The following is a 15063-nucleotide window of genomic DNA, read 5'->3' as shown; positions in this document are numbered from 1 at the left end:
GGTTTCGGCGGATGGATCCCAAAAAGGCGCCGCTGGGGGCGTCCCCAGGCCCTGCGGTGAGGAGTCGGTGCGCCGATTTGTGCAGGGCAAAACTCTCGGGTAAAGTAATTACTCGTGCTGAGGCGCTGGGAGCGCGGGTTTGGACCCGCAGGACCGGCCCGAAAGTTCCATTGGGATATGGTGTAATTGGCAACACTACGGTTTCTGGTACCGTCATTCTAGGTTCGAGTCCTGGTATCCCAGCTCTGAAAATTCCGCGGAATCACGCGGAAATCAGGGGTTCCACACCGGCCTCGCCGATTTGGAACGAAAGCCGAGTTTATGAAATACTAGCTTGGCTCGAACAGCAGAGATGCTGTTTGGAGAGTGCTTGGCCCCATCGTATAGCGGCCTAGTACGCTGCCCTCTCACGGCGGTAACGCGGGTTCGAATCCCGCTGGGGTCACCATCAGAACGGTCCCGGGCTTAGCGCCCGGGGCCGTTTTTGTTTGTCGGCACCATTGTTCCGACGCCCGAAACGCCCGGGCCGCCTCCAGCCAACTGGCATGATGTTGCTGTGAGCGCCAACGAAAGTACCGGGACGTCCGGGCAACCGACCGCCGCAGCACGCCAGGCGGCCGCCGTCGAGCTGCTTGAAGCGGTGCGCCAGGAGCTGTCCGCGGCGTCCCTGCCGCTGGCCCTGGCCGGCGCCGAGGCTGCCCGTCTGGACATCCGCCAGACCTTGTCGCAGCTGGACGACTACATCCTGCCCCGTTACCGCAGCCTGGATGCGCCCCTGCTCGCCGTCGTCGGCGGTTCCACCGGCGCCGGCAAGTCCACCCTGGTCAACGGACTCCTAGGCCACGCGGTCACCCGGGCCGGCGCGATCCGTCCCACCACCCGGCAGCCCATCCTGCTCCACCACCCCGACGACGCCGCCTGGTTCGAGGATCAGCGCGTGCTCCCGAGCCTGAGCCGGATCCGCGGCACCGTCGTCGCCACGCCGCTGCCCGCCAACCAGGCCGGGCCCACGCCAGACCCTGCCGCCATCACCTCGCTGGTCCTCGCTGCCGATCCGGCCGTACCGGAGGGCATTGCCCTGCTGGACGCCCCCGACGTCGATTCCATCTCGGATGAGAACCGCAGGCTCGCCGGACAACTGCTCGCCGCTGCCGACCTGTGGGTTTTTGTCACCACTGCCAATCGGTACGCCGACGCCGTCCCGTGGCGCCTCCTGCTGGACGCCGCCTCACGCGACATCATGGTGGCCGTGGTGCTGGACCGGGTACCGCAAGCCGCCGAGGAGGAAGTCGCCTCGGATCTCCGGTCCATGCTCAACCGCGAAGGACTCGGCTCTGCACGGCTCTTCGTTGTGCCCGAAGTGGCCCTTGACGGCATGGGAATGTTGCCGGCCGACGCCGTAGCGCCGCTGCGGTCCTGGCTCCAGGAGCTCGCCGCCGATGCCGCCGGCCGCTCAGCAATTGCCCGCCGGACCCTCAACGGCACCGTCAGGGCACTGGCCGGGCGGGTTGAGGCCGTAGCCGGCGCGGTGGCGGCCCAGCGCTGTGCGGCCGGTGTACTGGCCAGCGATGCCACGAGCGCCTACACGGACGCCGTCCGCAGGATCATGGAAGCCACCCGCGACGGTGCCCTGCTGCGCGGCGAGGTCCTGGCCCGCTGGCAGGACTTTGTCGGTACGGGAGAGTTCTTCCGGGTGATGGAGCAGAACATCGGACGGCTGCGGGACCGTATGGGGGCATTTTTTCGGGGTGAACCCACCCCGGCCGTGCGGGTGGAGACAGCGATCGAAACCGGCCTTCAGGCCGTAATCCTCGACGAGGCCGCCAACGCCGCCGAAGAGGCCGACCAGCGCTGGCGCTCGGATCCCGCCGGACGGCAACTGCTGGGCACCGATGACCTGTCCGGCACCAGTGCGGGGTTCGCCGACGCCGTGGCTGCCGAGATCCGGGGGTGGCAGGGGAGCCTGATGGAACTCATCCGGACCGAGGGCCAAGGCAAACGCAGCCAGGCCCGCTGGCTGTCGTTCGGCATCAACGGCCTGGGTGCGGCGCTGATGATCGTCGTCTTTTCCATGACGGCGGGCCTGACGGGACTGGAGATCGGCGTAGCCGGCGGCACCGCCGTCGTTGGCCAGCGAGTCCTCGAAGCCATCTTCGGCGAGGACGCCGTGCGCCGGCTCGCCAAAACGGCCCGCGAGGATCTGCAGGCCAGGTGCGAGCGTCTGCTGGAGGCCGAGCAGGAACGCTTCCTGGTCCGGCTCGAGCTGCCCGACGCGGCGCCACCTGCTGTACTCTCTGACCACGCCGCGGCGCTCGGCCGGCTGGCGGCGGCATGATCCGCCACGCCGCCGCTAAAGAGGCGTCAACATTGGACCGGCGGCTCGATGCCCTCAACGAAGCTCGGGAACTCGCCGACGGCGCCCTCCCGGACGAAACCCTGGATGAGGTGCTCGACATCCTGGAGCGGGCGAGCTCCCGCCGGTCGCTATCGGCGGACCACACCGTCGTCGGGTTCTTCGGCGCGACCGGCAGCGGAAAGTCCTCCTTGTTCAACGCCGTGAGCGGCGCGGAGATTGCGACGGCGGCCGCGCGGCGTCCCACCACGTCCGAGCCGCTCGCCGGTATCTGGGGCGCCGAAGGCAGCGACGGGCTCCTTGACTGGCTGGAGGTCAGCAACCGGCACCACGCCGCCCCGGTGATCGGTTTTGCCGACGACTCCACCGGACTCATCCTGCTGGACCTGCCGGACTTTGACTCGACCCGGGCGGCGAACCGCGAGATTGTGCAGCGCATGGTGGGGCTGGTGGACGTCCTGGTGTGGGTGCTGGACCCGCAGAAATACGCCGACGCCGCCGTCCACAATGATTTCCTTGCGCCCCTCGCCTCGCATGCCGCCGTCACCCTGGTGGTCCTCAACCAGATCGACAGGCTACCCGAGCACGAAATCCGCCCCGTACTGGAGTCCCTGAAGGGCATCCTGGCGCGCGACGGACTGGGCAAAGTCCAGGTCCTCGGCGCCTCTGCCGTGGTCGGGACCGGTGTCGACAAAGTCCGGGCCGCCATCCGGCACGTCGTGATGCAACGGCTGGCCCTCTCACAGCGCCTGGCCGCAGATGTTGACCGGGCTGCAGTCCGGCTGGCCGAGGCTTCCGGGACGGGCGACGCAGCCGGGGTCCGGTCCGGTAGCCGCGACCGGCTGGCCGGCGAACTGGCGGTGGCCGCGAATGTCCCGTTGGTGGTGGATGCAGTGGCCCGCTCCTACCGGCAGGAGGCCACCCGCCGGACCGGCTGGCCGGTAACCCGCTGGCTGGTCCGGTTCCGGCCGGACCCGCTGCGCCGGCTGAACCTGCGCCGGACCGGGGAGCGGCCCGAGTTGAACCGGACCTCGTTGCCCCCTGCCGGGGCACCGGAGCGGGCGCGCACCGACGCGGCCGTGCGGGAATTTGCCGACGCGGCGTCCGACGGCGCGCCCGGCCCCTGGCGCGCCGTTATCCGTGGTGCCGCCAGGGAGGGCCGTGAGCGGCTCCCGGACGCGCTGGACCAGGCAGTCGCGGGAACGGACCTCAAGGCGGGGCGTAGCTCGTGGTGGTGGACGGCTTTCAACGTGGTCCAGTGGCTGGGCTTGCTCGTGGCGCTCGGCGGCCTGGGCTGGCTTGGAGTGCTGGCGGCCTTGGGGTACTTCCAACTTCCCGTGCCGGAGGTGCCCCGGGTGGAGGGCTGGCCGGTTCCTACGGTGATGGTGGCCGGGGGAGTGCTGCTGGGATTGGTCCTGGCCCTGGCCGCGAAGTTCATTGCAGGTGCGGCAGCCCGTGGACGCGCCAGGCTGGCCAGGAAACGGCTGCAGGCGGCGGTCGCCGTCGTCGCGGAAGAGTACGTGGTGGAGCCGGTGGAGCTCGAGGTCAGCCGCCTCAAGTCCTTCAACGCCGCGCTGAAAGCCGCGGCCGGGCCGTCGGGGCTGCCTGGCCGCTGACCGGTTTGACTGCTGCGGGAGCTGCCCGGCGGCTAACCCGAGGCCTGTTCTGCGGCGTCTCGAACCTTAATCATGGTGCGCAGGTTCCGGGTGGTGGTGCTGGCCTTGTATTTTGCCTTGGCGGAGAGCTTACTGAACGGGCTCTCCAGGGTGCCGCCCGTTGGGGCCAGCCACGCGACGGCTTCGGGGCCCAGCCGCGTCAGCTCGACGCCCTCGAGCGCACATCCCGCATCGAAGAGTTCCGTCAGGATTCCGGTATCGGAGGAGAGGGTCACGTAGCTGTGGGTTGCGGCGTCGTCGGCGGGGTAGGGGCAGGCGTCCACCAGGGCGGCGACCCGGTCGGCGGTCAACACCACCACCCAGGCGTCGTAGCCGAAGGTCTCCCGCAGGCATGCCTCAAACTCGGCCTTCACCCGGCTGGCCGAGAGCTTGCTGGCAAGGACAACGTTTCCGCTGGCCAGGAGGGTCTTTACCGCCTCGAAGGGCCGTGATTTGAGGGCCTCTTTGAGCTCGGCCATCTTGATGTTGATGCCGCCCACGTTGACCCCGCGCAGGAAGACCGCATAGCTGTTCATGGCCACAGCCTAGCGGTGCCCGCCGGTTGGGGTCCTAGTCGTTGGTCTTGCGCAGGGCTTCGGTCAGGACGCGGGCCGCGTTGCAGACCACCTCGGCGTGCAGGCGGCCGGGCTGGCGGGTCAGGCGTTCGATGGGTCCGGAGATGGACACAGCGGCAATCACGCGTCCGGAAGGCCCGCGGACCGGCGCCGAAACGGAGGCGACGCCCGGCTCACGTTCCCCGAGGCTCTGCGCCCAGCCCCGGCGTCGTACTCCCGCCAGAACAGTAGGCGTGAAGCGGGCGGCCTGGAGGCCCTCCAGGAGCCGGTCGTGATCTTCCCAGGCCAGCAGCACCTGGGCGGCGGAGCCGGCCTTCATGGACAGCTGGGTGCCCACCGGGATGGTGTCGCGGAGACCGATGGGCCGTTCCGCCGAGGCCACACAAACGCGCCAGTCGCCCTGGCGCCGGAAGATCTGGGCACTTTCACCGGTGGCGTCACGAAGCTGCATTAAGACCGGACCGGCGGAGGCGATCAGCCGGTCTTCACCGGCGGCCGATGCAAGTTCAACCAGACGGCTGCCGAGTACAAACCGGCCCTGGATGTCCCGGCTCACCAGGCGGTGATGGACCAGCGCGAGGGCCAGGCGGTGCACCGTGGGGCGCGCGAGTCCGGTAGCCGCAACGAGCTGCGCCAGGGTGGTGGGGCCGGCCTCAAGTGCATCGAGCACATGGGCCGCTTTATCGATGACGCCGACGCCACTAGAATTGTCCATGTAATGATATTGCCGTCTCAATATCTGAGATGCAAATCATTGCGCTGGCGTATTTGGTAACAGTCCTGCTTCAGTGGAACTCATCAACCCGCCGAAAAGGGATCTGTCGCGGAGCAGCGCAGGCAATCCAGTGGTGAAAACAGCAGTGAAGGGAGCAGGCCGTGGCAAAGACATTGGCCGAGAAAGTCTGGGACGCGCACGTGGTGCGCAAGGGGGACGGCGAAGGCGCCAGTGCCCAGCCGGACCTCCTCTTCATCGACCTTCACCTCGTGCACGAAGTGACCTCCCCGCAGGCCTTCGAAGGGCTGCGGCTCGCCGGCCGCAAGCTGCGCCGGCCGGACCTCACCATCGCCACCGAGGACCACAACACTCCCACGCTGGCCATCGACAAGCCAATCGCGGACCTCACCAGCCGGACCCAGATCGAAACGCTGCGCAATAACTGCAAGGAGTTCGGGGTCCGCCTGCATTCCCTCGGCGACGCCGAGCAGGGGATCGTGCACGTGGTGGGACCCCAGTTGGGTCTCACGCAGCCGGGCATGACGGTGGTCTGCGGCGACTCGCACACGTCCACCCACGGCGCTTTTGGGGCGCTCGCGATGGGCATCGGGACCTCCGAGGTGGAGCACGTGATGGCCACGCAGACGCTCTCCCTGAAGCCGTTCAAAACCATGGCTATCAACGTCGAGGGCACCCTCCGTCCCGGGGTCAGCGCCAAGGACATCATCCTGGCCGTGATTGCCAAGATCGGTACCGGCGGCGGCCAGGGGTACGTCCTGGAGTACCGCGGATCTGCCATCCGGGCGCTGTCCATGGAAGCCCGCATGACCATCTGCAACATGTCCATCGAGGCCGGTGCCCGCGCCGGGCTGGTCGCCCCTGACCAGACGACCTATGACTACATGCACGGCCGCCCGCATGCACCCGAGGGTGCGGACTGGGACGCCGCCGTCGAATACTGGAACACGCTGCGCACCGACGATGACGCTGCGTTCGACGTCGAGGTGGACCTCGACGCCGACACGCTGGAACCGTTCGTGACGTGGGGCACCAACCCCGGCCAGGGTGTTTCCCTGTCCGCCAAGGTCCCGGCCCCCGCGGACTTCGGCGATGAAAACGCCAAGGCGGCCGCCGAGCGGGCGCTGCAATACATGGGCCTCGAGGCGGGCACGCCCATGAAGGACATCCGCGTTGACACTGTCTTCCTGGGCTCCTGCACCAACTCCCGGATGGAGGACCTCCGGGCTGCGGCGGACATCATCCGCGGCCGCACCAAGGACCCGGCTGTCCGCATGCTGGTGGTCCCGGGGTCTGCCCGCGTCCGGCTCGAGGCCGAGGCCGAGGGGCTGGACAAGGTCTTCACCGACTTCGGCGCGGAGTGGCGCTTTGCCGGGTGCTCGATGTGCCTGGGAATGAACCCGGACCAGCTGGAGGTGGGGGAGCGCTGCGCCTCCACGTCCAACCGCAACTTTGAAGGACGCCAGGGCAAGGGCGGCCGCACCCACCTGGTCTCGCCGGTCGTGGCGGCCGCGACGGCGGTGCGCGGCACCCTGAGCTCACCCTCGGACCTCGACCCGGCGCCCGAAGCCTCCGCCCGCCACGCCGCAGCGGTCTAGCCTCCCGTCAGGCCTGCCCCGGTCCCCACAGCCCCGAAGGATCCGCCATGGAAAAGTTCACCACCCACACCGGCATCGGTGTCCCGCTGCGCCAGAGCAACGTCGACACCGACCAGATCATCCCTGCCGTCTACCTCAAGCGCATCACGCGGACGGGCTTCGAAGATGCCCTGTTCTCGGCCTGGCGCAAGGACCCGGCCTTCATTTTGAATCAGGAACCCTTCAGCGCCGGCTCAGTTCTGGTGGCCGGTCCGGACTTCGGCACGGGCTCATCACGCGAGCATGCTGTCTGGGCGCTGAAGGATTACGGATTCAAAGCCGTCCTGTCCTCACGGTTCGCCGACATCTTCCGCGGTAATTCCGGCAAACAGGGACTGCTGGCTGCCGAGGTGGCCCAGGATGACATCGAGCTGATCTGGAAGGTACTGGAGAACGCGCCAGGCACCGAGGTTCGGGTGGACCTCGTGTCCAAGACGGTGGAGTGCGGCAACGTCGTGGCACCGTTTGAGATTGACGATTACACCCGCTGGCGCCTCCTCGAGGGCCTGGACGACATTGGCCTGACTCTGCAGCATGAAGAGGACATCACCGCTTACGAGGCCACGAGGCCCGCGTTCAAGCCCACCACGCTGCCGGCCAGGCTTTCCTAGGGCTTTCCTGCTGCCTTCTTTGGCGAGGCGTGCCGAAGTGCCGCCGTTGGGTCAGGGACCCGACGGCGGCACTTTCGTTGAAGCGGTCACTACTCGGCTAATTGACGGCTACTCGGCGAGATCCTGGACTGTCCGGGACAGCAGGCAGAACTCGTTGCCCTCCGGGTCGGCCAGGACCACCCAACTCACATCGGGTCCCTGGCCCACGTCTGTCCGCCGGGCACCTAGGGCTAGGAGTCGCTCCAGTTCGGCGCTCGTGGATACCCCGTCGGCCCGCAAGTCCAAGTGCAGCCGGTTCTTGGCTGCTTTCGCCGCGGGGACGGCGATCACGTCGATGGACGGCCAGGAGTTGTCCTTCGGGGCGATGCTGACGATCCCGGTGTCCTCGTCGACTACTTGCCAGTCAAGGACCGCGCACCAGAAGTCGGCTACAACGCGTGGCTGGACGGCATCGATGGTAATGGTCGCAATTTTGCTTGGCATGGCCCCACGATAGCCCACGATCCGAAGCCCAGGTTCGTTCCTACGTGTCGCGTCCCGATCCCAGCTTGGACGGGCACGCCGTCAGGGCTGAACCGCTTTTTAGGGTCGGAAGTGGCGGTTGCGTCGGGGTTGTTGGGTGGGGTCGAGGTGTGGTGGTGGGGTGTACCAGGGTGTGCCGTTGTGGTTGTGGATGGTCCATTGTTCTTTGTGGATGAGGTGGTGGTGGTGGGAGCAGAGGAGGGTTCCGTTGTCGGTGCTGGTGGTGCCGCCGTGGGACCAGTAGGTGATGTGGTGGGCTTCGCACCAGGGGGCGGGGATGGTGCAGCCGGGGAAGGTGCAGCCGTGGTCGCGGGCGGTGATGGCTTTGCGGATGTGGGGTGGGAAGATGCGGCTGGTGCGGCCGATGTCGAGGATCCGGCCGGTGGTGCCGAGGAGGACGGGGATGATGTCGGCGTCGCAGGCGATTTTGCGGATGGTGGAGGCGGTGACGGGTCCGGTGAACACCATCGCCCCCGTACCGGACGCGCCAATACCCGCGCCGTTGGTGGTGAGGTGGTTGTAGAGGTCCTGATAGTTGATGGTGACCATGATTTGGGGTCGGTGGCCGCCGGTGGCGGGCAGTCCGCCGTTGGCGAGGGCTAGTTTGCAGCCGGTGATGAGGCCGTCGAGGAGTTTCTGCGGGCGGGAGCGCCGGTCCAGCCCAGCACCCGCCACACCGTCCGCGATGTCGTCACTGTTAGGTCGACCGAGGTCGTGGGCCGCCGCGCTGTCCGCGGTGCCCGCACTGTTCGTGGCGTCGGCACTGTCCTGGGGCTCCGCGCCCTGGGCGGTTCCGTCGGGTGTGCCGGTGTGTGGGGTGCGGGGGTTGGTGGCGGTGTTCATGAGGGTGAGGAGGTGTTCGAACTGGTCGGTGGTGGCGAAGATTTCKAKGTGGTGGAGGCCGTGGCGGGGGCGGCGGATGAAGGCGCCCTGGAGTTGGCGGAGGACTTCTTCGGAGGGTTCGGTGCCGTCCTGGTCGAGGGCGTCGRTCCAGCGGCGGGCGATGCGGGTGAGGAAGTCCGGGTCGTACTCGGTGGCGGTGGCGGTCAGGGCGTGTTCCATCCGGGTGCTGGTCCCGGGGTCGGTGAAGGGCCGGACCCGGTCCAGGGCCTGGCTGATGATCGTGGCGGACCGGGAGTTCAGGGTTCCGGTGGCGAGGGCGGCGCCGAGTTCCTCGTGCCGGGGTGCCAGGGGCTGGCCGGTGGTCCCGGTGCGGGGCAGCACGGTCCCGGCCAGGGCGAGCCGGCGGTGGGCTTCGGCGGCACTGATGTGCAGGCGGGCGCGGAGGAAATCCCCGGCCCGCCGGTACCCGTCATCAAGGACCGGGTCGTTGGTGGTGGCGGCTTGGGTGCGGGTGCGTTCAACCGCGGCCGCACCGATGAGCTGCAGATACTCCACGGTCCGGGAGATTTCCTCGACCCTGGCCGCGAACTCCGCGGCCTCACCGACCCCGAACAACGCCGCGTCCGCGGCCGCCGTCGCACTCACCCCCCGCAACCCGGCCAGCACCCGACCCAACGAAGCACCATCCAACACAGCGCCGTCCGGCTGCGCGCCGCGCTGATCACCGCCCGGCCCACCAGCCGGACGAAACGCGAGAGCTGCACCGCTTCCCATAAACCAAGTCTCCCAAGGGGGTACGACAAAATAGCGACCACCAGCAACGCGCCATCGATCCAACCTCACCGCCCCGCCGTGTGACGTCGCACCAGCCCAGCCGCAGCAATCGCGCACCCGCCCGCCGCCTCCATCGCCGTCGGCGTCGCGACGGAAGCCGACAAACCCCGCCCCGAAGACACGCGCCGTGCCCGGCGCCGTCAGGGATTTCCACCGCGGCCCACCAGTGGAATCGGTCGCCTAGGACCGTGCCGTATTTCAGATCGGTAACGCTAGCTCCTATGCTTAGCTGGAGCCTTTGTAAGGATTTGGGGGCGAGTAGTCGTGAGGAAACTGGTAAATGAGTAGTGTTCTGACAATCCGCGGAGGCGTCCCGCTGACCGGCCGCGTCACCGTTCGTGGGGCCAAGAATCTTGTCCCCAAGGCGATGGTCGCTGCCCTGCTGGGCAACGAGCCCTCCGTGCTGCGCAACGTGCCGGAGATCAAGGACGTTGAAGTTGTCACCAGCCTGCTCCAGCTCCACGGCGTCACGGTGGACAAGGACCCCGTCACGGGCGACCTGACCCTGGAYCCGACCAACGCCAAGACGGCCTCGCACACGGCCATCGACGCGCATGCCGGCGACTCCCGCATCCCGATCCTGCTGTGTGGTCCGCTGATCCACGCCATTGGTGAGGCTTTTATCCCGGACCTTGGCGGCTGCAAGATCGGCGACCGCCCCATCGATTACCACCTCAACGTCCTGCGCCAGTTCGGTGCCGTCGTTGAGAAGCGCCCGGGCGGCATCCACATCTCCGCTCCGCATGGCCTCAAGGGCGCCAAAATCGCCCTGCCGTACCCGTCCGTCGGAGCCACCGAGCAGGTCCTGCTCAGCGCCACCCGCGCCGAGGGAATCACCGAGCTTTCCGGTGCCGCCACGGAACCGGAAATCGTCGACCTCATCGCCGTGCTGCAGAAGATGGGCGCCATCATCAGCGTCCAGACTGACCGCACCATCCGGATCGAAGGCGTGCAGGCCCTGGGCGGCTACAACCACCGCGCCCTGTCCGACCGCAACGAATCGGCGTCGTGGGCCTCGGCAGCGCTGGTGACCCGCGGCGACATCTTCGTCGAAGGCGCCACGCAGCGCGACATGATGACCTTCCTGAACACCTACCGCAAAGTGGGCGGCGGCATGGACATCGGCGAGGACGGCATCCGCTTCTACCACCCGGGCGGCAAGCTGAACCCGCTGGTGCTCGAAACCGATGTACACCCCGGGTTCATGACTGACTGGCAGCAGCCGCTGGTGGTCGCCCTGACACAGGCCGAAGGCGTGTCGATCGTGCACGAGACCGTGTACGAAAACCGGTTCGGTTTCACTGACGCCCTCATCCGGATGGGCGCCAACATCCAGGTGCACCGCGAATGCCTAGGCAGCGTTCCTTGCCGGTTCGGCCAGCGCAACTTCCTGCACTCCGCCGTCATCTCAGGGCCCACGCAGCTCAAGGGCGCCGACATTGATGTGCCTGACCTGCGCGGCGGCTTCAGCCACCTCATCGCAGCCCTCGCCGCCACCGGCACCTCAAAGGTCACCGGAATCGACATCATAAACCGCGGCTACGAGCGCTTCACCGAAAAGCTCGCCGGCCTCGGCGCCGACTTCGACATCACGTCGGCCCGGTAGCGGGGACCACCGTGAAGGAAACCGCCAAGAGCCACATCACCTTTGTCATCACGGCCGGAATTGTCCGGCCGGTGATGAACCTGCTGATGAACAAGAAGTGGGAGGGCCTTGAAAAGCTCCCCGCGGGCGGCTTCATCGCCGTGCCCAACCACTGCACGGAGATCGACCCCCTGGTGATCGGGCACATGCTCTACAACCAGAACCGGATGCCGCACTTCCTCGCCAAGGGCAGCCTGTTCAAGGTCCCGGTGCTGGCTTCGGTGCTGCGCAACACCAAGCAGGTCCCGGTGGAACGTTCGACGGCGGGTGCCAACCGTTCGCTTCAGGTCGCCAGGGAAGTCGTGGACGAGGGCGGAGCCATCATCATTTATCCGGAGGGTACGCTGACGCGTGACCCGGACCTGTGGCCGATGAAAGGCCACACCGGGGCGGCCCGGATGGCGCTGGAAAGCGGTATCCCCGTGGTCCCGATGGCCCACTGGGGGGCGCACGAGGTCTTCCCCCGCTACGCCAAGCGTTTCCACATCTTCCCCCGGAAGACGTCCCGTGTGCTGGTCGGCGACCCCGTGGACCTGAGCGCCTTTGCCGGCCGCCCGCTGGACAAAGCGACCCTCACCGAGGCCACCAACGTGATCATGGACGCCATCACTGAACTGCTGGCCACCCTGCGTGGCGGACAGCCCCCGCTGGTCCGCTGGGATCCGTCGGCCCACAACCAGTCAGCCCACGGGCGCTTCGTGGAACGTGGCGGCAGCACCTCGAATAGCGCGGGCGCCAGCGCCCCAGCCACTGCCCCTGAGTCTGGTACCGCGCCCGAGACCGGCGCCGCGCCTGTCACCAACACTGCAACGGACGCCGACGCCGGTAGCGCCGCGGACGGTACCAAGTGACGGCCGGACACCACACAGACGCCACCGGTTCTGCCCTGAACGTCGCGGTCCTCGGCGCTGGTTCTTGGGGGACCACGTTCGCGAAAGTCCTCGCCGACGCCGCTGCGGCCTCCGGCGTCGATCGCCGGATCCGCCTCTGGGGCCGGCGCGCCGCCGTCGTCGACCAAATCAACACCGCGCACCGCAACGAGCAGTACCTCAAGGACATTGCGCTACCCTCCAGCATCACGGCCTCCACCGACGTCGCCGAAGTCCTGGACGGAGCCGACCTCGTCGTTCTGGCCGTTCCCGCCCAGACGCTCCGGCTTCAGCTGCGCGAATGGTCGTCCCTCATCGGACCGGACGCCATGGTGGTGTCCTTGATGAAGGGCCTGGAACTGCACACCGACGCCCGCATGAGCGAGGTCATCAGCGAAGAGTTGTCCATCCCCGCCGAGCGCGTCGCCGTCGTGTCCGGACCCAATCTCGCCATGGAGATCGCTCGGGAAGAACCGACAGCCTCAGTAGTGGCCTGCACCGATGACGCGGCCGCCGGCTGGATCGCCCGTACCTGCACGGCACCCTACTTCCGGCCGTATACGACGTCGGACGTGGTCGGCGTCGAAATCGGCGGGATCGTCAAGAACATCATTGCCCTGGCGGTCGGCATCTGCGAAGGCAAACGCATGGGGGACAACACCAAAGCCTCCGTCATTACCCGCGGCCTCGCCGAGACGTCCAGGCTGACGCTGGCGCTGGGCGGCGAAGCGCGGACCATGGCGGGGCTGGCAGGACTTGGCGACCTCGTCGCGACCTGCTCCTCGCCGCTGTCGAGGAACCACACAGCCGGGCGCCTGCTCGGTACCGGCCTGACCCTCGACCAGGTCACCGCCGAGATGACGCAGACCGCAGAAGGCATCAAATCGGCCCAGGCCGTGCACGAACTGGCCGGCAAGTCCGGCGTCGAAATGCCCATCACGGCCGCCGTCGTCGCCGTGCTGGCCGGAAAACTGTCCGTTGACGAACTGGGACCGCTCCTGTTGTCCCGGGACCTGAAATCCGAAGGCGATTACTAAGAGTGTCTGAGATCAACGCATCAACAGAAGCTTCCGCGAGCCGGCCGCGTCCCCGGGTGGCTGTGCTCTTTGGCGGCCGTTCCAGCGAACACGCGGTCAGCTGCGTCACGGCGGCCGGCGTCCTCGGCGCCATTGACCAGGCCAAGTATGAGGTGATTCCGATTGGAATCGCCAAGACCGGCCAGTGGGTCCTCGCCTCCGGCGACACCGCCCAATGGTCGCTGTCCGCGACCTCCCTGCCGGAAGTGGCCCCGTCGGACCAGACCGTGACCCTCGCAGAGATCGGCGGGGAGCACCAGCTGATTGTGGCCGCCCCGAACCAGGTGCCGCAAGAACTGGGCTCCGTGGACGTCGTTTTCCCGCTACTACACGGACCCTTTGGCGAAGACGGCACGGTCCAGGGTCTCCTGGAACTGTCCGACACGCGCTACGTCGGCGCTGGCGTCCTGGCCTCGGCCGTCGGCATGGACAAGCACTTTATGAAGGTTGTTTTCGAGTCCGCCGGGCTGCGGGTGGGGCCCTACATTGCGGTCACGGACCGGCAGTGGCTCACCGATCCCGAGCTGGTCCGCAAGCGCGTGGACGCCCTCGGCTTCCCGGTCTTCGTCAAACCGGCGCGGGCCGGTTCCTCGATGGGCATCTCCAAGGTGGATTCACTCGAGGGCCTGGACGCCGCGATCGAAGCGGCACGGGAGCACGATCCCAAACTGGTGATCGAAGCCGGCATCGTCGGCCGCGAGATCGAGTGCGCCGTGCTGGAAGGCCGCGGGACCGACGCCCCGCGGACCTCCATGCCGGGCGAAATCTCGGTGGCCGGCGGCGGCCACGACTTCTACGACTTCAACGCCAAGTACGTGGAGGACGACGCCGCCGCGCTCAGCTGCCCGGCCGACCTCCCCGACGAGGCCATCGCCCGGGTCCGCGAACTAGCTGTGGTCGCTTTCGACGCCGTCGGCGCCGAGGGCCTCAGCCGGGTGGACTTCTTCTACACGCCCGAGGGCGAACTGATCATCAATGAGATCAACACCATGCCCGGCTTCACGCCGAAGAGCATGTACCCGCAGATGTGGAAGGCCTCGGGCCTGGGTTATGCGGAACTGATCGACGAACTGATCCATCTGGCCCTGCACCGCCGGACCGGACTGCGGTAGGCCCCACCGGCACCCTAACCTCGCTCCGCTTCGGCCAGGGAACCCTGCTTTACTTGCCGGTCGGCAGGTTCGGCAGGTCTTCCTGGCCAACGCACTTGCGCGCGGCCTTGATCTTCGACGCCGGCGAGGCGAGCTCCGCCAGGACCGTCGCCGAGCTGATCTTGTTCGGGTCCATGAGGATTTCGGTGGCGGGTTCGCGCCCGAACGTGGTCAGTGTCCACACCGGGTTTCCCTCTTTGATGACCCAATCGACGCCGTTGACGCTTACACAGCGGTCAGTGGTGGGGCCGGGGACATTGACGCCGCAACGCAGGACGACGACGGACGGGTCACCCCACGCCGCGGTGGCCTGGCTGTTGGTCTTGCGCAGCTTCGCGTCGCCGAGGCTGTCCGGCAGCGCCAGCATCATGGGCGCGCACGCGGCGTTCGCCGCGTCCTTGGCCGGAGTGACGTCGACGACGGGGGAGCAGGCACTCAGGACGAGCCCGGCAGCGGCCGCCGTGGCCAGGAAACGAAGCGGACGAAGGAAGCCGGACGGGCGGAACTGCTGCATCCATCCAGCCTATCCCGGCCGGGGGAGCCGTTTGGCCGCCGCGGA

At 67.6% G+C, this 15063-nt stretch carries 13 protein-coding genes and 2 tRNA genes; 10 read left to right on the top strand and 5 right to left on the bottom strand.

Going from position 1 to position 15063, the window contains the following annotated elements; all coding sequences use genetic code 11:
- Positions 1-171 precede the first annotated feature (171 nt).
- The 4 genes from AC1DBE_RS03350 (at position 172) to AC1DBE_RS03335 (ending at position 3969) form a co-directional block, all read left to right on the top strand.
- Positions 172-243, top strand: a tRNA-Gln gene (locus AC1DBE_RS03350).
- 129 nt (positions 244-372) lie between these two features.
- Positions 373-448 (top strand) — tRNA-Glu (locus tag AC1DBE_RS03345).
- 108 nt (positions 449-556) lie between these two features.
- Complete coding sequence (locus AC1DBE_RS03340; protein WP_476969590.1) at positions 557-2335, top strand: dynamin family protein; 1779 nt, start codon at positions 557-559, stop codon at positions 2333-2335.
- On the top strand, positions 2332-3969 hold the full coding sequence (locus tag AC1DBE_RS03335) for a GTPase (protein ID WP_476879615.1): 1638 nt from the start codon (positions 2332-2334) through the stop codon (positions 3967-3969). Before AC1DBE_RS03340 ends, AC1DBE_RS03335 begins: the two co-directional genes overlap by 4 nt.
- 32 nt (positions 3970-4001) lie before the next feature.
- Here AC1DBE_RS03335 and AC1DBE_RS03330 read toward each other — a convergent pair whose 3' ends face one another.
- Both AC1DBE_RS03330 and AC1DBE_RS03325 read right to left on the bottom strand, forming a co-directional pair.
- On the bottom strand, positions 4002-4544 hold the full coding sequence (locus AC1DBE_RS03330; protein ID WP_476879616.1) for a DUF1697 domain-containing protein: 543 nt from the start codon (positions 4542-4544) through the stop codon (positions 4002-4004).
- Between the two features lie 34 nt (positions 4545-4578).
- Positions 4579-5298 carry an IclR family transcriptional regulator gene (locus AC1DBE_RS03325; protein WP_175322958.1) on the bottom strand — a complete coding sequence of 240 codons (720 nt, stop codon included), beginning with the start codon at positions 5296-5298 and terminating at the stop codon, positions 4579-4581.
- Between the two features lie 161 nt (positions 5299-5459).
- Here AC1DBE_RS03325 and leuC point away from each other — a divergent pair, with 161 nt between their 5' ends.
- On the top strand, positions 5460-6914 hold the full coding sequence (gene leuC / locus AC1DBE_RS03320; protein ID WP_476969589.1) for a 3-isopropylmalate dehydratase large subunit: 1455 nt from the start codon (positions 5460-5462) through the stop codon (positions 6912-6914).
- A gap of 47 nt (positions 6915-6961) precedes the next feature.
- Positions 6962-7564 carry a 3-isopropylmalate dehydratase small subunit gene (leuD, locus tag AC1DBE_RS03315; protein ID WP_476969588.1) on the top strand — a complete coding sequence of 201 codons (603 nt, stop codon included), beginning with the start codon at positions 6962-6964 and terminating at the stop codon, positions 7562-7564.
- A gap of 108 nt (positions 7565-7672) precedes the next feature.
- On the opposite strand, the gene AC1DBE_RS03310 is transcribed toward leuD, so the two are convergent.
- Together AC1DBE_RS03310 and AC1DBE_RS03305 are read right to left on the bottom strand one after the other, a co-directional pair.
- On the bottom strand, positions 7673-8047 hold the full coding sequence (locus tag AC1DBE_RS03310; protein WP_476969587.1) for a VOC family protein: 375 nt from the start codon (positions 8045-8047) through the stop codon (positions 7673-7675).
- A 99-nt stretch (positions 8048-8146) separates the two neighbouring features.
- Positions 8147-9703 carry an HNH endonuclease signature motif containing protein gene (locus tag AC1DBE_RS03305; protein WP_476969586.1) on the bottom strand — a complete coding sequence of 519 codons (1557 nt, stop codon included), beginning with the start codon at positions 9701-9703 and terminating at the stop codon, positions 8147-8149.
- A gap of 340 nt (positions 9704-10043) precedes the next feature.
- Here AC1DBE_RS03305 and murA point away from each other — a divergent pair, with 340 nt between their 5' ends.
- From murA to AC1DBE_RS03285, 4 genes are read left to right on the top strand one after another with little or no spacing between them, the layout of a single operon-like run.
- On the top strand, positions 10044-11369 hold the full coding sequence (gene murA, locus AC1DBE_RS03300; protein ID WP_476969585.1) for a UDP-N-acetylglucosamine 1-carboxyvinyltransferase: 1326 nt from the start codon (positions 10044-10046) through the stop codon (positions 11367-11369).
- 11 nt (positions 11370-11380) lie between these two features.
- The gene (locus tag AC1DBE_RS03295; RefSeq protein ID WP_476969584.1) at positions 11381-12259 is read left to right on the top strand and encodes a lysophospholipid acyltransferase family protein; all 879 of its coding nucleotides are present in this window, start codon (positions 11381-11383) and stop codon (positions 12257-12259) included.
- The gene (locus AC1DBE_RS03290; protein WP_476969583.1) at positions 12256-13314 is read left to right on the top strand and encodes an NAD(P)H-dependent glycerol-3-phosphate dehydrogenase; all 1059 of its coding nucleotides are present in this window, start codon (positions 12256-12258) and stop codon (positions 13312-13314) included. The genes AC1DBE_RS03295 and AC1DBE_RS03290 overlap by 4 nt, the downstream gene beginning before the upstream one ends.
- A gap of 2 nt (positions 13315-13316) precedes the next feature.
- Positions 13317-14465, top strand: a complete 1149-nt coding sequence (locus AC1DBE_RS03285) for a D-alanine--D-alanine ligase family protein (protein ID WP_476969582.1) — start codon at positions 13317-13319, stop codon at positions 14463-14465.
- 49 nt (positions 14466-14514) lie between these two features.
- On the opposite strand, the gene AC1DBE_RS03280 is transcribed toward AC1DBE_RS03285, so the two are convergent.
- Positions 14515-15018 carry a DUF3515 family protein gene (locus AC1DBE_RS03280; RefSeq protein WP_476903272.1) on the bottom strand — a complete coding sequence of 168 codons (504 nt, stop codon included), beginning with the start codon at positions 15016-15018 and terminating at the stop codon, positions 14515-14517.
- Positions 15019-15063 lie beyond the last annotated feature (45 nt).

The organism is Arthrobacter sp. 10T416, from assembly GCF_056394165.1.
The sequence above is the reverse complement of the archived record's forward strand: the minus strand, read 5'-3'. Positions and strand labels throughout refer to the sequence as shown.

Bases quoted from the DNA above. Each gene is read 5' to 3' on its own strand.
- AC1DBE_RS03335 (WP_476879615.1), top strand. From the start codon at position 2,332: ATGATCCGCCACGCCGCCGCTAAAGAGGCGTCAACATTGGACCGGCGG.
- AC1DBE_RS03330 (WP_476879616.1), bottom strand. From the start codon at position 4,544: ATGAACAGCTATGCGGTCTTCCTGCGCGGGGTCAACGTGGGCGGCATC.
- AC1DBE_RS03325 (WP_175322958.1), bottom strand. From the start codon at position 5,298: ATGGACAATTCTAGTGGCGTCGGCGTCATCGATAAAGCGGCCCATGTG.
- leuD (WP_476969588.1), top strand. From the start codon at position 6,962: ATGGAAAAGTTCACCACCCACACCGGCATCGGTGTCCCGCTGCGCCAG.
- AC1DBE_RS03310 (WP_476969587.1), bottom strand. From the start codon at position 8,047: ATGCCAAGCAAAATTGCGACCATTACCATCGATGCCGTCCAGCCACGC.
- AC1DBE_RS03280 (WP_476903272.1), bottom strand. From the start codon at position 15,018: ATGCAGCAGTTCCGCCCGTCCGGCTTCCTTCGTCCGCTTCGTTTCCTG.